Genomic DNA, 15701 nt, shown 5'->3' on the forward strand with positions numbered 1-15701 from the left:
TGGGGGCCGGGCCGCCCACCGGGATTCCTGTGTAAGAAATTATTGACACGAGGTATGGATCCTTTTACCTTCGTGGTGTCAAAGTTCTTTTACACGGGAGCAGGTGCGGCCATGGCCTTCGAGGAGAAGCGCGCATGGATCATGGGGGTGGTCGCGGTCATCGGGTACGCGGTCTACCTGGCCCTCGTCCTGGGCCGGTCCGGCGACGGGGTCCCCCTCGTGGAGGTCCCGTACGTCGCGCCGCTGCTCTGGACCGTCGGCGGCGCCATCGCCGCCGCGATCCTCCTCGGCATCGCGGCCGCGGCGTCCGCACCCGGAGAGGCCGAGGTCAAGGACCAGCGGGACAAGGAGATCGGCCGCCTCGGCGAGCACGCCGGGCAGTCCTTCCTCGCCATCGGCGCCGTGACCGCGCTGATCCTGTCCATGGCCGGGGCGGACCGCTTCTGGATCTCGAACGCCCTCTACCTGGGCTTCGTCCTCTCGGCGGTGCTCGGTTCGCTGGTCAAGCTCGCCGCCTACCGCACGGGATTCCAGTCGTGGTGAAGCCGACCGGCATCACGAACCGGATCAGGATCCTGCGCTTCGAGGGCGGGGAGATGACCCAGGCGGAGCTGGCGGAACGCATCGGCGTGACCCGCCAGACCGTGATCGCCATCGAGAAGGGCCGTTACTCGCCCTCGCTGGAGACGGCGTTCAGGATCGCCCGCGTCTTCGCGGTGCCGCTCGAAGAGGTTTTCCAGTACGCCGACGTTACGGACGACGAAGGGGCGGGACCGTGAAGGCGATCGTGCAGGACAGGTACGGCTCCAGCGAGGTGCTGGAGCTCAGGGACGTCGAAACGCCCCGGCCGGGCGCCGGAGAGGTGCTCATAGCCGTCCGGGCCGCCGGCCTGGACGCCGGGGTCTGGCACCTCATGAGCGGCAAGCCCTACCTGCTGCGGCTCCTCGGCTACGGGCTGCGCGCACCCGGCGTGCCCGTACGCGGCCGGGAGGTCTCCGGGCGGGTCGAGGCCGTCGGCGAAGGGGTGAGCGCCTTCCGGGTGGGGGACGAGGTGTTCGGCATCTGCGAGGGATCCTTCGCGCAGTACGCGACCGCCCGCCAGGACAAGCTGGCGCCGGCGCCCGCCGGAATGCCCCTGGAGACGGCGGCGGCCCTCCCGATCTCCGGGCTCACCGCCCTCCAGGCACTGCGCGACGCGGGGCGCGTACGGCCCGGGCAGCGGGTCCTGGTCATCGGCGCCGCGGGCGGGGTCGGCACCTTCGCGGTCCAGCTGGCCAAGGCGTACGGGGCGCACGTCACCGGAGTGTGCAGCACCACCAAGACGGAGCTGGTGCGCGGGCTCGGCGCGGACGAGGTCATCGACTACACCCTCGAGGAGTTCGCGGACGGCGTCCGCCGCTACGACCTCATCCTCGACACCGCGGGCAACCGCACCCTGTCCCACCTGCGGCGCGCCCTCACCCCGCGCGGCACGCTCGTGATCGTCGGCGGCGAGGGCGGCGGCCCCTGGCTGGGCGGCATGGGCCGGGTCCTGTGGGCTGCCCTGCTGAACCCCTTCGTGCGCCACGGCCTCAAGGGGTTCATCTCCGCCGAACGCCAGGCCGACCTGGAGGTCCTGCGGGGGCACGCCGAGGACGGCACCCTGTCGCCGGCCGTCCACCTCACCTGCCCGCTCGCGGAGGCCCCGGAGGCCATCGACCGGCTCCACCGGGGCGAAGCGCGCGGAAAGATCCTGATCAGGCCCTAGGGGGAGCCGCCGGGGTCGCGGGGGAGCCCGACGGGGTCGCGGGGGAGGCCGATGGAGCCCCGGGGGAGGCCGACGGGGCCCCGGGGGAGGTCGAGGGGGTCGCGGGGGAGGCCGACGGGGCCCCGGGGGAGCCCGAGGGGGTCGTGCCCGGCGTGGCCGTGGGGGATTCCGGGACGCAGACGATCTCGTCGCGCGGGGTGTAGTGCGTACGGAACGTCTCGCGGCCGACCTCGTGGCCGGCCCGTACGAAGACGCGGTCGACGGAGACGTCGAACCCCTCCAGCGGGGTCTGCGCCTCGCAGGTGGGGCCGGCGACGGTGCGCTTCACCGGCGGGGTGACGTTCGTGCGCGGGCCCTTGGTCGCGCGGATCTCGTCGTACTGCTTCGTGCCGAGCAGGGTGACGGTCACCGAGGTGGAGGTGGAGGAGGCCCGGACGGTCACGGGGTGCCCCGAGTCGTTCTGCCAGCGCAGGTCGAGGGTGCCCCAGGCGACGGTGGCCTCGCGGCCCTCCGGGTAGCGCTCGATGTAGAAGGAGTGCGCCCCGTGCTCCACCGGCTTCAGCCCCGCGAAGAACATCGCGTTGTACATGGTCGTCGCGACCGCGGAGACCCCGCCGCCGGGGGATTTCACGTAGCGGCCGTCGTTGATCATGATGCCGTCGACGAAGCCGTTCTCCACGGTCCGCTCGCCCACCGCCCGGTTGAAGCTCCAGATGTCGCCCTGCCCGACGACGGCCCCGTTGATCAGTTCCACGGCGCGCGCGATGTTGTGGGTGCGGTAGGGCGCGGCGGGATAGGCGACGGTGAAGGTGGAGAGGACCTGCTGCCCGGCGGGCGCCTTGACCGGCGCTCCGGCGGCCGCCCCGGCGGTGGCTCCGGCGGTGGCCGAGGGCTCGGCCGTCCGGTCCGGGGCGGGCCCGGTCGCGGCGGCCGCGGCGCCGGCGAAGACGCCGCCGAAGCCGAGCACGGCGGCCGTACCGGCCGATATCAGGGCGATCCGCGTGGTGGCGGTACGGCCCGGGGCGCGTCGCATGTCTCTCCCTGTCGCTTCGGAATCCGAACCACACAAGTTTGGTCCAAAACGGACCAAAAGGGTGAGAAATGTGCCGGGTCTCACGCGAGGGCCCACCCCGCCCCGGACCCCTACGGGACCGAGCGGATCCGCCGGACCAGCAGCGATCCCGCCAGGGCCAGGGCTCCGGCCAGCGCGTACAGGGCCGTGTACCCGCCGAGGTGGAGGACGACCGGGGCCGCGATCACCGGGGCCAGCACCTGCGGCAGCGCGTTGGCGATGTTGATCACCCCCAGGTCCCTGCCCCGGTCCTCCGCGGTCGGCAGCACGTCCGTGAGCAGGGCGAAGTCCACCGCCGTGTACACGCCGAAGCCGAGGCCCAGGATGAGCGAGGCGACGACCGCGCCGGTCCAGGTCTGCCAGACGGCGAGCAGCAGCGTGGCCGCGGCGATGACCAGGCCCGACCGGATGACGTAGGACTTCCGGCGGCCGCTGCGGTCCGACCGGATGCCGCCGATCACCACCGTGGCGAGCATGGTGACCGCGTTCAGCGCGGTCAGGATCAGCACGCCGTTGTCCGCGTCGCCCTCGTAGCGCACGGCGTCGGTGAGGTAGTAGAGCAGGTACATCGTGCTGATCGAGTACGACAGGTTCATCAGGAACCGGGTCAGCAAGGCCCAGCCGAAGTCGGGATGGCGGCGCGGGTCGATCCAGAAGCCGCCGAGGAAGGTCCGCCAGTGGAAGGCCGGCCGGTCTGATGCGGCGAGCACCGAGTCGCGCCGCATCAGGACGTACGGCACGGCTGCCACCACCGTGAAGACGGCGCAGGCCAGGTAGCCGCCGGCGATCCCGCCCGCGATCGTGGCCAGCGCCGTGCCGACCAGGATCCCGATGACCTGGGAGACGCCCAGCCAGCCGCCGACCAGGCCGCGCCTGCGGACCGGCACCTGGTCGGGCACGGCCGCGGTGAGTGCGGCGAAGGCGGCGTTCAGGGCCAGCTGGACCAGGCACCAGCCCGCGATCACGGCCGGGACGCTCTGCGCCAGGGCCAGGACCGCCAGACCGGCCGCCCCGCCCGTCACCCCGGCGACCACCCAGGGGATCCGGCGGCCCGTCCGCGCCGTCGTCCGGTCGGACAGCGCTCCGAAGACGGGATTGGCGACCATCGAGACGGCCGCCCCCACCCCGGTGACCAGCGCGAGGGTGGACGCCTTGTGGTCCGGGGAGAGCTGCTCGGCCTGGCGGGCCAGCAGCAGCTGGAGCGGGCCGAACCAGCCGACCCACACCCCGAGGTTGGCGAGGGACAGCGCGCCCACCCACCGGCCGCCGGGCGGCGTGGTGCCCTCCTCCGCCGCCGCGGCCTGCGGCCCGGCGGTCATCTGCCGCTCTTGATCAGGTCGCGGTACCAGGCGTACGACTCCTTGGGGGTCCGGGCCAGGGTCTCGTAGTCCACGTGGACCAGGCCGAACCGCTGCCGGTAGCCCTCCGCCCACTCGAAGTTGTCCAGGATCGACCAGATGAAGTAGCCCCGGACGTCGGCCCCTTCGGCGATCGCCTCGTGCAGGGCGCGCACGTGGCCCTCGTGGTAGGCGATCCGGCGCGCGTCCTCGATCCGGCCCGTGCCCGGGTCCGGTCCGTCGCCGTACGAGCAGCCGTTCTCGGTGATGTACAGCGGCGGCAGCCGGTCGCCGTAGCGCTCGCGCAGGGTGCCGAGCAGTTCGCGCAGCCCGTCCGGGACCACCGGCCAGTCGAAGTCGGTGCGCTCGTACCCCTCGATCTCCCGGATGCCGAAGGGCAGGCCGGAGGGGATCTCGATGCCGCCGAAGGCGGAGCCGCCCGCCGGTGCGGGGGCGCCGACCAGCATCGGGTTGTAGTAGTTGACCCCGTACCAGTCCAGCGGCGCCGAGATCGCCTTCAGGTCCTCGGCCACCGGGCCGGGCAGCAGGGCCTCCAGGCCGTCGGGGTAGGCGCCGGTCAGGATCGGGTCGGCGAAGAGGCGGTTGGTGAGGGTGTCGTACAGCGCGGCCGCCGCCCGGTCCTCCTCGCCGTCCCCGGCGGCCCACACGGGGCTGTGCGAGGCGGCGATGCCGATGTGGCGGGCGCCGGCCGCGCGCAGGGCCTGTACGCCGAGCCCGTGGGCCAGGAGCTGGTGGTGGGCGGCGGGCAGGGCGTCGAAGACGAGCTGCTTGCCCGGGGCGTGCTCGCCGAGGCCGTAGCCCAGGAGGGTGACCTCGGCGGGCTCGTTGATGGTGATCCACATGGGCACGCGGTCGGCGAGCCGCTCCGCGACCACGGAGGCGTAGACCGCGAACCGCTCGGCGGTGTCGCGCTCCAGCCAGCCGCCCCGCTCCTCCAGGGCGAGCGGGGTGTCCCAGTGGAAGAGGGTGGGCACCGGATCGATCCCCGCGGCGCACAGCTCGTCGACGAGCCGGTCGTAGAAGTCCAGCCCCGCCTGGTTGACGGCCCCGTGCCCGTCGGGCAGGACCCGGGACCAGGAGACGGAGAACCGGTAGGCGTCCACGCCCAGTCCGCCCATCAGGGCCACGTCCTCGCGGTAGCGGCGGTAGTGGTCGGTGGCCACCTCCGCGTGCGAGCCGTCCTTGACCCGCCCCGCCTCCCGGGTGAAGGCGTCCCAGGAGGAGGGTCCCCGGCCGTCGGCGGTCGGGGAGCCCTCGATCTGGAAGGCGGAGGCGGAGACGCCCCAGCGGAACCCGGCCGGGAACCGGGGCAGGGGTGACACGGGCGGTACGGGCGCTGTCATGCGGACTCGCTTAAGTCGGGGACGTTCACGGCACTTTCGGGTCCCCGGACCCGCCCTGTCAATGGAAAGTGAACAATTCTCAACTTTTGCCGGGGTGCGCCGCGTCCAGCAGCGCGAGCTGCTCTGCACCGGCCCTCTCCAGCTCCCCGGCGAGCTCCCGCGCCTCCCCGGCCCCGCCCGCTCCGCGTTCACCCGCGCAGAGCAGCACGGACTGCGCGAGATGGGCGCGCAGGGCGGCGGCGAAGACGCGGTCGAATTCCTCCCCCGACAGGGCCCCGGCCCTGCGCAGGGTGTCGGCGCCGACCATGCCCGGCATGTCGTGCCCCTCGTGCGGGCGGGTGTCGGGGGCCCCGGACAGTTCCAGGAGCTCGCGCAGCCGGGCCAGTTCGGCCTCCTGCCGGTCCGCCGCCCGCCGCGCCAGCCGGGCCAGTTCCGGATCGACGGCCCGTCCCGGTGCCAGGTCCGTCAGCAGCCGGGCCCGCTCGTCCATGGGGATCATGAGCTGGATCCAGGCGATGTCGGTGGGCGTGAAGGCCGCCGCCCGCGGCGTCCCGGTCTCCGGCTGCGCACCGCAGCCGGAGACCAGGAGCACCGCGAGCAGGGCCCACGCCGGCCGCCGGGTCAGAACGTACCGGCGGAATTGCACTTGGCGCTCTGCACGACGCAGTCCTTGACGCGCTGGCCGAGCGCGGCGTTGTCCCAGGCGTTGAAGAAGTCGCCGTGGATGGAGGAGGCCATGCCCGACGACAGCGAAAGGCCGTCGGGGCTGCCGCTGGTGGGGTAGCCGATCACGAAGGAGACGGAGGGGATGGCGACGGGGTAGGCGCCGGAGCACTTGCCGTCGACGGTGTTGTAGGAGACGTGCGACTTGTGGTCGGGGCTGTCGAGGTGCTTGCCGTCCCAGCAGTCCGGGAAGACCAGCTGGTACACCAGCTTGGCGGTCGGGGCGCACACCGGCCAGTTCCCGTCGGCGCTGCGACCGATCTCACCGCCCTCGCCCGCGCACCAGAACTGGTTGGCCGAGCCGGCCGGAGTGGGCACCTGGGACTTGGAGTTGCCCGCGATCACCCGGAAGCCCTGGGGGAAGGGCACCGTCGCCGTGGGGTCGGGCAGCCGGGACCCGTAGTAGACGATCATCCCTTCGGGTTCGATCGCCTTGCCGTGCTCGTACAGGGTCGGGATCCAGTAACTGGAGAGGTCCTTGGCGGGCGAGCAGCTGGTGGCGGTGTGGGAGAGCAGGGACTCGGTCGTCGTGAACGCGTCCGTGCTGCGGTTGCCGAAGAAGCTGTGCATGTGGGACGCCCCGGGCAGGCCGGGAGCCACGATCGGGTCGTCGGGCTTGGAGTGGCTGTAGACGCAGGTGGCGTTGAACTCGGGAACGCGCACCGTGTTCGCGGGCACCGGAGCGGGGGTCATCGCCCGGAACTGGGCCAACTGCGCCCCCCACTTCGCCTGATCGACGGGGATCCATCCGGGGGCGGAACCGGTGCCGAAGGAGAACCAGTTGATGTTGACGAAGTCCCCCGGCGCGCTGTTGCGCATCACCGCGAACACGGTCTGCGGGCCGGTGGGGTGGGAGGTCACGTCGGCAGTGCGCGTGACCCAGCTCTGCCAGCCGCCGGTCACCGGGATCTCGATCCGCGCGAGCAGGGGTCCGTCGGCCGATCCGGTGTGCAGTTCCACGGCGCCGGGGCCGCCGACGGCGGAGGCCACGCGGGCCGAGACCGTGAGGGGGCCGGCGGCGCCGAGGTCGACGTTGTCGAAGCGCAGCCAGTCGCCGTCGGCGAGGTACGCGGCGTTCTGACCGCCGTCCGCGTCGGCGGTCGCTTCGAACACGACGCCGTTCTGGGCGGCGTGGGCCTCGGCCTGGACCAGGACGGTGGCGGCTCCGGCGGGCGTGCTGGCGATCGTGGCGCTCAGACTGGCGGCCAGCACGGTCGCCAGCCCGCACGCGAGCAGGGCCCGGGGTATTCGGGGTCTTCTCATGGGGATTCCTCACAGGGCTGAGGGGGGGGAGGGGGGGAAGGGCAGGGGCTGCCCGGGGGCCGGGCAGCCCCGACGGGTCACTGGTAGATGCGCACGTAGTCGACGAGCATCCGGGCGGGGAAGGGCGTGGTCGGGTCCGTGGGACCGGGCCAGTCGCCGCCCACCGCGAGGTTGAGGATCATGTAGTGGGGGTGGTCGAAGACCCACGGGCCGCGGGTGCGCTCCACCTGCTCCTTGTCGAGGGTGAAGACGGTGCGGCCGTCCAGGCTGTAGACGATGCCCTTGCTGTTCCAGTCGGCGGCCCAGACGTGGTAGTCGTCGGAGAAGTCCGCGTCCCCGGGCAGCTTGTACGGGCCGCCGATCCCGCCGCCGCCGTTGTAGGCGGGCGCGTGGACGGTGGAGTACGAGGTCTTCACGTCCTTGCCGAGGACCTCCATGATGTCGATCTCGCCGTTGTACGGCCACGGCCGCCCGGTCAGGAAGTCGCCGCCCATCATCCAGAACGCCGGCCACAGCCCGTTGCCCTTGGGCACCTTGATCCGGGCCTCGACCCGCCCGTACGTGAACTGGAACGTGGCCCCGGTGTTCATCCGCGCCGAGGTGTACTGGCAGGTGGTGCTGCCGGTCAGCGGGTCGGGCGGGCAGCCCTTCCCGGGCGTGGCCTCCTTGCGGGCCTCCATGACGAGGTGCCCGCACCGTCCGTCGCGGCGTTCTGGTGGTCGGTGTAGTACTGCAGCTCGGCGTTCTGCCCGGTGCCCGGGTCCGCCCGCCACTTGGCCGGGTCCGGCTTGCCGGCCGCGGGGCCGTCGAACTCGTCGCTCCACACCAGCCTCGGCGGGTTCGCGGGGTCCGGCGGGAGCGGCGGCGGAGTCACCGGCGCGCCGCCGGTGCCGTACACCTGGAACTCCCACAGGGAGTATCCGTACGGGGTCGCGCGCTCGGTGCCGTACATCCGCACGTACCGCCCGGAGCCCGAGACGGTCAGGGTCTGCTTGAGGCCCGTGCCCGCCGTCGTGGAGTAGACCGGGGTCCAGGTGTTCCCGTCCGCGGAGACCTGGATCTGGAAGGACTTCGCGTAGGCCGGGTCCCACTGGAGGACCACCTTGCTGATCTGCGCGGGCGCCCCGAGGTCCACCGAGATCCAGCCCGGGTCCGTCCAGCCGGTGGTGGGGCTGGTCGCCCAGCGGGAGGCGGGATCGCGGTCGAAGGCCCTGGCGGGCACGCACTCCCAGCACTGGCCGTCGGCCTGCGAGGAGGAGGCCGCGCCCGTCCTGCCGTATGAGAGGAGCGCGTCACCGCCGCCACCGGTGCCGGGGGTTCCGTAGACCTGGAACTCCCAGAGGGAGTAGCCGTATCCGGTGGCGCGCTGGGTCCCGTACATCCGGACGTAGCGGCCGGTCCCGGAGACGGTCAGGTCCTGGGTGCCGCCGGCGCCGGCGGTCGTCCCGTAGACGGTGGTCCAGTGCGCGGCGTCGTCCGAGACCTGGATCTGGAAGGCCTTGGCGTAGGCGGCCTCCCAGACGAGGGAGACCCGGGAGAGCGTGGCCGCGGACCCCAGGTCCACCTGGATCCACTGCGGGTCCGTGAAGGCGCTGGACCAGCGGGTGCCGGCGTTCCCGTCGACGGCGCTCGCGGGGCTGTAGCCGGGCTCGCTGGCGGAGACGGTGACGGATCTGCCCTGCGACAGCAGGGTTTCGGCGGCGCGGGCGGGGGAGGCGGGGAGGGTGCTGAAGGTGAGGAGGGTGAACGCGACGGCGAAGAGTAAGCCGAGGCGGCGCAGCGACGGGGGCACGGCGGCTCCAGAGGGCGTGGGAGGAGAGGGGCGGGGAGGGGCGGGGAGGGGCGGAAAGTCGTTACAGATGTGGGGACTTGGCGGTTCCGGAAGCCAGAGAGCGCTCCCTGAGGGGTGAGGATGGGGTGGCCCCCCAGGGCTGTCAAGGGCTCCCGTCACCTGGTGGAAACGCCTCCGACACCGGTTCGTCCACCTGTGGAGCGCTCTCCCAAGATCTGCGCACCACCCGCCGGACCGGGGTGACCAGGGAGAAGCCGCCGCAGTCGGTGACGGCTCCTCAGTGCCACCTCAACCACAAAAAAATCAGGGCCTGTTGACAGTCGATCAGGCCCGGGTCCACCATCACCGGAGAACGCTCCCCGCGGGCCGTCCGGCCCGGACCCGGCGGCAGCACCGCCCAACGGAACGGGCCGCAATGAGAAGACCCACGCTGGAAGTGGTCGCCGCCCGCGCGGGCGTGTCCCGGTCGAGCGTCTCGCGCGTCGTCAACGGGGAGACCACGGTCGCACCCGAGATCCGAGAGGTCGTCCTGCGGGCCGTGCGCGAACTGGGCTACGTCCCCAACGCCGCCGCCCGCAACCTGGTCACCCGCCGGACCCACGCGGTGGCCGTGGTCGTCGCCGACCCGCCCCAGGGCGTGGTCTCCGACGACCCCCTCTTCTCCACCGTGGTCCGCGCCGTCAGCAGGGAACTGGAAGCCGCCGGCAAGCAGGTCGTGCTGATGCTCGCCGAATCCGACCGGAGCCGCGCCCGGGTCGAGCAGTACGTGGCCGGCGGGCACGTGGACGGCGTCATGCTCGTCGCCCTGCACGGCACGGACCCGCTGCCCGCCGCCCTGGCCAGGACCGGCCTGCCGGTCGCCTCCTTCAACCGCACCTGCGCCCCGGACGTGCCGTACGTGGAACTGGACAACGCGGCCGGGGCAGCGCTCGCCGTACGCCACCTCCTGGAGCGGGGCCGGCGCCGGATCGCCACCATCACCGGACCGCTGGACCTCTTCGAGTCGCGCGAGCGCCTCGACGGCTACCGCGATGCCCTGCGCGACACCGGCCGCCGGTCCATCGTGGCGCTGGGCGATTTCACCCGGGCCTCCGGAGCCGAGGCCATGCGGCAGCTGCTGGAGGACGACCCGGAGCTGGACGCGGTGTTCGCGGCCAACGACCTGATGGCGATCGGCGCCCTGCGCACCCTGCGGCAGGCGGGCCGCCGGGTCCCCGAGGACGTGGCCGTCGTCGGCTTCGACGACATCGAGGCCGCCGCCTACACCGTGCCGGCCCTCACCTCCGTACGCAGCCCCATGGCCGACCAGGCCACGGCCACCGTGCGGCTGCTCCTGGGCCTGATCGAGGGGGGCTCGCGCGAGCGGGTGGTCATGCCGAACTCCCTCGTGGTCCGCGAATCGTCCTGAGGGAGCGGGCAGCGGGGCAGCGGGGGAATCAGGGAGCGCTCCCTCACCCGCTCAGGAGGCGCGCCCCCCGGAGAACCCCGTCACGTCCTGTACGTGCCGCAGGCCCGGCCCCGCCAGGACCTCGTGCAGCTGCTGGAAGACCTGCCGGGCGCCCACCGCGTTCCAGTCGGCGGGGAGCAGCTCGGCGGGCAGGCCCGGGTCGAGGTAGGGCAGCCGGCGCCATTCGGTGAGCATCGGCACGTAATGGCGGAAGGCCTCGGCGGCGTCGATGCCGTCCTGCCCGGCGAGCCGGGCGGCGACCGGCGCGTACGACCCGGTGAAGGTGGCGTACTGGGCCTGGATCGCGGGGAAGTCCCACCAGGAGCTCACCGCCTCCGGCAGGTCGCTGAAGGCGGCGTAGTCGGCGGCGGCGAACAGGTGGACGTACTCGCTGAGGCCGAGCCGGACCAGCATGTCCCGCGCGTCCTCCAGGAGCCGGCCCGGCGCCAGCCACACGCCGGGGGCGATGTTGCCGAAGCCGAGCCAGGTCAGCCTGGTGCGCAGCTGGTAGCGGTGGGAGCGCTCGGACTCCGGTACGGAGAACACCGCCATGGCCCAGCCGTCCGCGAGGTCCGCCGGTTCGAGGCTGGCGAAGATGCGCCGGTCGCCGGCGTCGAAGACGGGGTGCACGGCCGGGCTGAGCCGGTAGCCGGTGGCGGTGCGGCGCTCCGGTTCAAGCACGCCCTTCTTCTTCAGCCGGGAGATGGCCGAGCGCACCGCCTGGCTCTCCACGCCGAGCTCCGACATCAGCGTGATCAGGTCGGCGACGGAGATCCAGCCGCCGCTCCCGCGCACGAAGGCCCCGTAGACCGTACTGATCAGCGAGCTGGGCCTGAGGGGGCTGTCCGGCATGATCACCTTCCCGTGGTGTGGGTGGTGATCCTATCGAGGGGCGGCGGCCGGGCCGCCTCCGGTCACCCCGCGGTCCGCGTCCCCGGGGGCAGGGGAGCCTCCGCGTACGCGCCGGAGAGGAGGTGGCCGGCGCCGGGGGCGACGGCCGGCAGGCCGAGGGCGCGCAGCATCTGGTGGGCGGTGCAGACGGCGGCAGAGACCACCGGCTTGCCGAGCAGCTGCTCGGCCTCCTCGATGGCGCCGAGCGAGGGCATCTGCACGCAGGCCGACAGGACGACCGCGTCCGCGTCGGAGTAGTCGAGGGCGCGGGCCAGACCCGGGAGTCTGGCGGGGTCGTGGGCGGCCACGTCGAGGTTGTTCGGGATCTCCAGGGCCCGGTGGTCGATCACCTCGATGCCCTCGTGGGTCAGGTAGTCGACGACGGTCTGCGTCAGCGGGCGCATGTACGGGGCCAGCAGGGCCACCTTCCGGGCGCCCATGGTGTGCAGCCCGTGGACGAGGGCGCCGGCGCTGGTGACCACGGGGGCGGGGGCCCCGTTCTCCACGGTGCGCGCGTGCAGGCGCTCCTCGGAGGCGCGGTGGTAGCCGAGGCCCATGCTCATGATGGCGACCAGACAGGCGTAGCCGAGCACGTCGACCCGCGCGTCCGAGAGCTCCACGGCGCAGCGGTCGGAATCGGCGTCCATGGCCTTGAGCTGCTCCGGCGTCACGTGCGTCATGCGCATCCGGCTGGAGTGGAAGGTGAAGCGGTCCTCGGGCGCGATCTCCATACGGGCGCGCAGGATCGCGGGCACCTCGGTCTCCATGGTGACGTTGGAACTCGGGACGATCTGGCCGATGCGGTGGGTACGGGGCGGCACGGGTGCTCCTCGGTTCTGTGGCGGGGGGTCGGGGTGGCGGGATGTCGATGTGGCGGGGTGCCGGGGGTGTGCGGCGGCCCGGGTCAGCGGGCGTCGACGACGGGATTGGCGAGGGTTCCGATGATCTCGACGGTGGCCTCGACGGTGTCGCCCGGCACGAGGAACTCGGGCGGGACCATCCCGGCCCCGACACCGGAAGGGGAGCCGGTCGCGATGACGTCACCGGGCTCCAGGGTCACGCCCGAGCTGATGTCGGCGATGAGCCGGGCGATGGGGAACAGCATGTGGCGGGTGTTGGACTTCTGCTTCGTGACCCCGTTCACCCGCAGTTCCAGGTCGAGGTCCATCGGGTCGGGGACCTCGTCCGCGGTGACCACGGCCGGGCCGAAGGGGGCGTAGGAGTCCTGCCCCTTGGAGAAGAACCACTGGCCCGAGCGGCGCTGGTCGCGGGCGCTGATGTCGTTGACGATGCTGTAGCCGAAGACGTGCCCGTACGCCTCCTCCTCGGTCACCCGGAACGCGGTCCGGCCGATGACCACGGCGAGCTCGCACTCCCAGTCCAGCTGCGCCGTCAGGTCGGCGTTGTGCAGGATCGGCGACCCGGGGCCGGTGACGGCGGTGGCGGGCTTGCTGAACAGCACCGGACGCGGGGGCAGGTCCTTGTCGGTGTCCAGGCTCCGGCTGGACTCCGCCACGTGCTCCACGTAGTTCAGCCCGACCCCGATGATCTTGCCGGGGCGCAGCGGGGCCCGCAGGGTGACGTCCTCCAGCCGGTGGACGGCCCCGGCGGACCGGTCCGCGGGACCGCCGGCCAGCAGGCGGGCGGCCGTCTCACGGGCGGGGGCGCCGGCCCGGACGAAGGAGAGCAGGTCGGCGGGGAGTTCGACGCCGGCGTGCCGGGCGAGGGCCGCGAGGTCGTACACCAGGCCGTCGGCCTGGGCGCCCAGGCGGTCTGCGGTGCCGGTCATCGGCGCGGTCGTGTAGGTCACCAGTCGCATCGGTGGCTCCTAGGGGGATTGGTAGGGGAGAAGAGAGGGGGGCGCGGGGTGCGCCGCCGCACTGGGACCGGTGTCAGGGCCGGCGGTCCGGTGCGGCGGCGCGGCTCAGGAGGCGGGCTGGTGCCCGCCGTTGTCGGGGTACGCCTCTTCGCGGTGGAAGCCGAGCGACCGCATGACGGGGAAATCGTTGAAGGAGAACAGGCAGGCGTCCTCGGACGGGTCGAGGTTGCGGTGCTCGTGCCAGGCCCAGGACGGGACGCAGAACACGTCGCCCTGCTTCCACTCGAAGCGCTGCCCGGCGATCACCGACACCCCGCGGCCCTTGGCCGCCGTGTAGATCACCGACCCGGTGTGGCGGTGGGCCAGAGTGGCCTGGCCCGGGCGCAGCAGCTGCATGTGGGCGCTCATGGTGGGCATCACGGAGCCACCGGTCACCGGGTTGGTGTACTCCGCGATGACCCCGTCGTACGGGGACCCGTCGGTGGCCGAGGCCAGGCCGAGCAGGGCCTCGTAGGTCTGCTCCCAGGGGTAGGCCAGCAGCGGGGAGTACGGGCGGGTCCACTTCTCGGAGCCGTACGGGAGCAGGTGCGCGGCGTAGGTCAGGACCGAGGAGTTCACCACCTTCCCGGGCTGCTGGTACAGCTCGGGGTGCACCTCGTAGAACCCGGCGTCCAGGGCGTTGACCAGCGGGATGTCGAGGCCGTCCTGCCAGATCACCGGGGCGTCGGAGGAGTCGTTGCCGTGCTCGTGCCAGGTGCCGTTCGGGGTGATGGCGAAGTCGCGCGGGCCGACCTTCAGCTTCTGGCCGTCCACGATGGTCCAGGCCCCGGTGCCCTCGTGCACGAAGCGCAGCGCCGCGGCCTGGTGGCGGTGGGCGGTCATGGCCTCGCCGGGACCCATGATCTGCAGGCCGGTGTAGAGGAGTCCGGCGGCGGCGCTGACGTCCCGGCGGCCGGGGTTGACCAGCATCACGACCCGGCGGCCCGCGTCGTCGGCCCGGACGAGGCCGAGGGCCTTGTGGACGAGGGGCCGCAGCTCCTCGTAACGCCACAGCACCGGAACGGACTTGGGCTGCGGGTACCAGGGCTCGATGTCATTGGCCACCGTCCACAGCGCCCCGGCCTCCAGGGCTTCGAGCTCGCCGTAGTAGGCGGTGAGTTCGGGGGTGTCGGACACCCGGGCGCGGCCGAGTGCGGTGTCGTCCTGGTCGGTGGTCATGCGTCCTCCTCGGGAGCGGCGGTGGGGTGCGGGGCGTGCGGGACGGTGAAACTGACGGGTGTGCGCGGCCGGTTGTCCACTTCGAGCCGGAAGACGTCGAAGCGGTTGTAGTGCCCGGTGATGTCGTGCATCTGCTTGGGCTGGATGCACCGGTTCAGGTCGATCTCGCCGTAGACGATGCCCTCGGTGTCGACGAGCGGCTCCGTGACCGGGCGGCCGTCGGGCCCGAAGATGCCCGACAGGGCGCTGCGCGGTCGGGCGAACAGGGCCCGGACCGCCTCGTCCTCACCGGCGACGGCGTCGACGATCTCGGGGGAGACGGTGGAACAGGCGACGACCGAGAAGACCTTGCCCTCGAAGCTGTGGGCCGCGGTCCGCACCGCGATGGCCTCGGCCATGTCGTAGTCCGCCGGCGCCACGGGCAGCGCGATGTAGCAGGCGGCGTGCACGAGTTCGCCCTGGGCCAGGAGCGCGAAACGGGCCAGGGTGTTGGTGTTCTCCCCGCAGGCGAGCGCCCCGATCGGACCGACGGGGCTCTGGTGGACGCGCAGGGAACTGCCGTCGCCGCCGGTCCAGGTGAGCTTCTCCGCCCAGGTGGGCACCAGCTTGCGGTGCACGCCGAGCAGTTCGCCGTCGGGGCCGATGGTCAGCAGCGTGTTGTAGAGCACGCCCAGGCTGTGCGGGGCGCGCTCGTTGACGCCTATGACCAGCACGACCCCGTACTGGCGGGCCGCCGCGCGCAGGGTGTCCACGTGCGGGCCGGGGACGTCGATGGAGGCGCGCTGCAGGCGCTCGAACCAGGGCGAGCCCTGGACCGGGTTCATCGTCCAGTTCCAGTACGGGTAGCCGGGCACGAACGCCTCGGGGAAGACGACGAGTTCGGCGCCCTTCCCGGCGGCCTCCGCGATCAGGGCGACGGCCTTGTCGACGGTGGCGGCGGGATCGAGGTAGACGGGAGCGGCCTGGACGGCGGCCGCGGTGAAGCGGGGCAGGTCGTTCGGGGAGCGGTTCGGGGAGTGGGTCTGCAT

At 72.6% G+C, this 15701-nt stretch carries 14 protein-coding genes and 1 pseudogene; 4 read left to right on the forward strand and 11 right to left on the reverse strand.

Annotated features, from left to right (window positions below):
- Positions 1-111 precede the first annotated feature (111 nt).
- Genes NLX94_RS07590 through NLX94_RS07600 form a run of 3 tightly spaced genes read left to right on the forward strand, consistent with a single transcriptional unit; the run spans position 112 to position 1747 of the window.
- A complete protein-coding gene (locus tag NLX94_RS07590) occupies positions 112-543 on the forward strand; it encodes a hypothetical protein (RefSeq protein ID WP_254381809.1) in 432 nt (143 codons plus the stop codon).
- A complete protein-coding gene (locus tag NLX94_RS07595) occupies positions 540-779 on the forward strand; it encodes a helix-turn-helix transcriptional regulator (RefSeq protein ID WP_374683921.1) in 240 nt (79 codons plus the stop codon). The genes NLX94_RS07590 and NLX94_RS07595 overlap by 4 nt, the downstream gene beginning before the upstream one ends.
- Positions 776-1747 carry an NAD(P)-dependent alcohol dehydrogenase gene (locus NLX94_RS07600; protein ID WP_254381811.1) on the forward strand — a complete coding sequence of 324 codons (972 nt, stop codon included), beginning with the start codon at positions 776-778 and terminating at the stop codon, positions 1745-1747. The genes NLX94_RS07595 and NLX94_RS07600 overlap by 4 nt, the downstream gene beginning before the upstream one ends.
- On the opposite strand, the gene NLX94_RS39585 is transcribed toward NLX94_RS07600, so the two are convergent.
- The 6 genes and pseudogenes from NLX94_RS39585 to NLX94_RS07630 form a co-directional block, all read right to left on the reverse strand.
- Positions 1737-2780 carry a VanW family protein gene (locus tag NLX94_RS39585; protein WP_374683914.1) on the reverse strand — a complete coding sequence of 348 codons (1044 nt, stop codon included), beginning with the start codon at positions 2778-2780 and terminating at the stop codon, positions 1737-1739. The genes NLX94_RS07600 and NLX94_RS39585 overlap by 11 nt on opposite strands.
- Before the next feature lie 110 nt (positions 2781-2890).
- On the reverse strand, positions 2891-4138 hold the full coding sequence (locus NLX94_RS07610; RefSeq protein ID WP_254381812.1) for an MFS transporter: 1248 nt from the start codon (positions 4136-4138) through the stop codon (positions 2891-2893).
- Positions 4135-5520 carry a GH1 family beta-glucosidase gene (locus NLX94_RS07615; protein ID WP_254381813.1) on the reverse strand — a complete coding sequence of 462 codons (1386 nt, stop codon included), beginning with the start codon at positions 5518-5520 and terminating at the stop codon, positions 4135-4137. Before NLX94_RS07615 ends, NLX94_RS07610 begins: the two co-directional genes overlap by 4 nt.
- A 79-nt stretch (positions 5521-5599) precedes the next feature.
- Positions 5600-6166, reverse strand: coding sequence for a DUF305 domain-containing protein (locus NLX94_RS07620; protein WP_254381814.1), 567 nt, complete (start codon positions 6164-6166; stop codon positions 5600-5602).
- Positions 6142-7506 (reverse strand): DUF1996 domain-containing protein, encoded by a 1365-nt coding sequence (locus NLX94_RS07625; RefSeq protein WP_254381815.1) that lies wholly within the window; start codon positions 7504-7506, stop codon positions 6142-6144. The genes NLX94_RS07620 and NLX94_RS07625 overlap by 25 nt, the downstream gene beginning before the upstream one ends.
- Before the next feature lie 77 nt (positions 7507-7583).
- Positions 7584-9298 (reverse strand): annotated as a pseudogene (locus tag NLX94_RS07630) (discoidin domain-containing protein).
- A 415-nt stretch (positions 9299-9713) separates the two neighbouring features.
- Here NLX94_RS07630 and NLX94_RS07635 point away from each other — a divergent pair.
- Positions 9714-10706: a LacI family DNA-binding transcriptional regulator gene (locus NLX94_RS07635; RefSeq protein WP_254381816.1), complete on the forward strand. Its 993-nt coding sequence runs from the start codon at positions 9714-9716 to the stop codon at positions 10704-10706.
- Between the two features lie 51 nt (positions 10707-10757).
- Here the strand turns inward: NLX94_RS07635 and NLX94_RS07640 are convergent, their stop codons facing one another.
- From NLX94_RS07640 to NLX94_RS07660, 5 genes are all read right to left on the reverse strand, one after another.
- Positions 10758-11597, reverse strand: coding sequence for a PaaX family transcriptional regulator C-terminal domain-containing protein (locus NLX94_RS07640; protein ID WP_254381817.1), 840 nt, complete (start codon positions 11595-11597; stop codon positions 10758-10760).
- A 62-nt stretch (positions 11598-11659) separates the two neighbouring features.
- Positions 11660-12403 (reverse strand): Asp/Glu racemase, encoded by a 744-nt coding sequence (locus tag NLX94_RS07645; protein WP_254381893.1) that lies wholly within the window; start codon positions 12401-12403, stop codon positions 11660-11662.
- Positions 12404-12540: 137 nt separating this feature from the next.
- Entirely contained in the window at positions 12541-13455 is a 915-nt protein-coding gene (locus NLX94_RS07650; protein WP_254381818.1) for a fumarylacetoacetate hydrolase family protein, read from the reverse strand.
- Positions 13456-13560: 105 nt separating this feature from the next.
- Entirely contained in the window at positions 13561-14673 is a 1113-nt protein-coding gene (locus NLX94_RS07655) for a cupin domain-containing protein (protein WP_254381819.1), read from the reverse strand.
- Positions 14670-15701, reverse strand: a complete 1032-nt coding sequence (locus tag NLX94_RS07660; protein WP_254381820.1) for a carbon-nitrogen hydrolase family protein — start codon at positions 15699-15701, stop codon at positions 14670-14672. The genes NLX94_RS07655 and NLX94_RS07660 overlap by 4 nt, the downstream gene beginning before the upstream one ends.

This window comes from Streptomyces sp. TBY4, assembly GCF_024213195.1.
Lineage (GTDB): Bacteria > Actinomycetota > Actinomycetes > Streptomycetales > Streptomycetaceae > Streptomyces.